Raw genomic sequence first — 2,769 nt, forward strand, 5'->3', positions numbered from 1 at the left:
TATAAGGAAAGTATCAAAAATCCTAATGGGATTATTTTAATCTCCGGGCCAACCGGTTCCGGAAAAACTACAACTCTTTATGCAACTTTAAAGCTGCTGAATAATGATGATGCTAATATCCTGACCATTGAAGACCCTATTGAATATACCCTTGAGGGTATTAACCAGGTGCAGTTAAAAGAAAATATTGGATTGGATTTTGCAAAATCTTTAAAGACATTTTTAAGACAAGACCCCGATATCATCATGGTAGGAGAGATCAGGGATGTGGCAACAGCCAATATGGCTATCAGAGCATCACTTACAGGGCATTTGGTGCTTTCTACCATACATACCAATTCGGCATGGGCTACAATCTCACGTTTGATAGATATGGGTGTTCCGGCTTTTTTAATTGCTGCCACACTAAAAGTAAGTATCGCACAAAGGTTAGTCAGAAAATTATGTGATCATTGTAAAAAGGAGGAAGAGATTGACCAAAAAATACTTCCTGAAAATATTTCCTTATCCGGTGAGATCACCAAACATTATAAAGCTGTAGGCTGTCAAAAATGTTATCATACAGGATATAGTGGTAGAAAAGCCATTTATGAAATTATTCCTATCACTAAAGAATTGGTTGAAAACATAAAACAAAACGAACTGGAAATTGATACTTATTTAGAAGAAAATAAGATTGCAACTTTAAAAATTAACGCTATAGAATTAATAAGAAAAGGAATAACATCTATTGATGAAGTGTATTCCATATTGACAAGCTAAATCTATAAAGAGATAAAAAAGATCTTCCAACAATAAAAAGTTTAGGAAGACAAAAAGGAAAAATTGTTTATGATTAAAAAGATCACCATAGAGAAATGGATTATAATTATTCTGTTTTTTAGTATAAACACTGGGTTTTTGCATGCACAGCAGCAAGATAGAATCCATCAGGTTAAAACCAAACTGGAAAGTCTGGAAGTTGACACACCCGGGCTAAGTGAAAATGTAGAAGTCAGCGTAAGTAATACCGCACTTCCCGGTTTTTTACAAGCAATAGCGCATGCCAATAATGTGAACCTGAATGTAAATCCCGAACTGGAGCAATATACCATTACTAATAATTTTCATAATGCCACGGTTGCCGATGTGTTACTTTTTGTTTGTAAAGAATATGACCTGGATATTGACTTCACAGGTAATATACTTTCTATCTATAAATACAAAGAAGTAAAGTCCCTCAAACTTCATCGTGAAATCCCCATACAATACGATGCTAAGAAAGATTTGGTATCCGTTGATCTCGAAAAAGACACTTTATATGTGGCTTTTAAACAGATCATGGATAAAACAGGAAAGAACTTGGTGTTTTCGCAAGGCTTGGGAAATAAAGTTATCTCAGGTTATATTCAAAATATGCCTATCGATGGAGCTTTGGATAAAATAGCTTTTGCCAATAATTTGTCTGTTACCAAAACAAGGGATAATTATTATTTATTTGAACAAAGTGAAGATTATCCGGTTGTAAGTAATGACAAAAATGGAAAGAATAAAACCACTCCAAAAAAACCACAGAGAAAAAGAAAGTCCAGTTTTTATTTTCAAGTATTAGATACTGTAAAACACACTCTGAATGTTGATTTCGAAAATACTCCTATCTCCAATATAATTTATGATATCGGGTTAGATTTAAAATTAAACATGTTTACTTCAAGTCCATTGGATAAAGCAGGGATAGCTTCTGTTAAAGCAAATGATATAACCTTTGATCTATTGTTGAATAAGATCTTAGAGAATACTGAATTCACATATAAAAAGGAAGGTAATATCTATTATTTCGGGGATAAAAAACAGATCACTTTACGTAATTCAGTGATGGTTCCTTTATTACATCGTTCTATAGAAGTAATGAATGCCGGAACTGGAGGGCAAAGAAAGACTGGAAGGACATTTAATTACTCCGGTGGCGGTTCCAGATACTTTGACAATAACTTCAACAGTCAACAGAACAACAGAAATTTAAATAATGAGAGAACTCAAAACAGAACTAATACAACTGCTGATAACTCAAAAGCAGATGCTTTGATCAATATTATTCCTGAAGACATCGTAAAAGATCTTGAAATAAAAACCGATATTGAACTCAATAGCTTTATCGTTAGCGGCCCAAGTCAAAATATAAAAAGGTTTAAGGATTTTATCAACTATATAGATAAACCTGTACCTGTTATCCTGATAGAAGTAATGGTAATTGAAGTGAGTAAAACTGCTACCATTGAAACAGGGATCAGTGCAGGAATTGGAGACGCACCTACTACAACCGAAGGAGAAGTCTTTCCGAAATTAGACATGAATATCGGTGCAAACACCATCAATAAAGTAATAGGAGGTTTTAGTGGCTTTGGTTCTTACAATCTTGGCCAGGTAGTTCCTAATTTCTATTTACAATTAAAAGCTATGGAAAGTAACGGAAATATCAAGATCAGGTCTTCTCCGAAGTTATCCACTTTAAACGGCCATCGTGCAAATCTTTCCATTGGTGAAACCACTTACTATGCCGTTAGAGAAAGAAATATTTATGGTTCACAAAACCCGCAAACATCAGAAATCACTAATTATCTGCCTGTAGATGCTGAGTTTGCTTTAAACATCAAACCATTGGTATCGGGTGACGGACAGATCACTTTGGACATTAATGTAATCCAATCCACCTTTAACGGAATTAAAGTTGCAGATGATGCTCCTCCGGGAATGAATTCCAGGGAGTTTAATTCAATTATCCGTGTAAAA

Annotated in this window: 2 protein-coding genes; both read left to right on the plus strand. The window is 34.3% G+C overall.

Translation table 11 applies throughout. The features are described from left to right. Window positions 1–762, plus strand: a 762-nt coding sequence (locus ABFR62_13920; protein ID MEN8139515.1) for a GspE/PulE family protein, incomplete at its 5' end; no start/stop codon positions are given. Window positions 763–831: 69 nt separating this feature from the next. Continuing rightward, window positions 832–2,769: hypothetical protein (locus ABFR62_13925; protein ID MEN8139516.1), on the plus strand; the 1,938-nt coding region annotated here is incomplete at its 3' end.

The organism is Bacteroidota bacterium (assembly GCA_039714315.1).
Classification (GTDB): domain Bacteria; phylum Bacteroidota; class Bacteroidia; order Flavobacteriales; family JADGDT01; genus JADGDT01.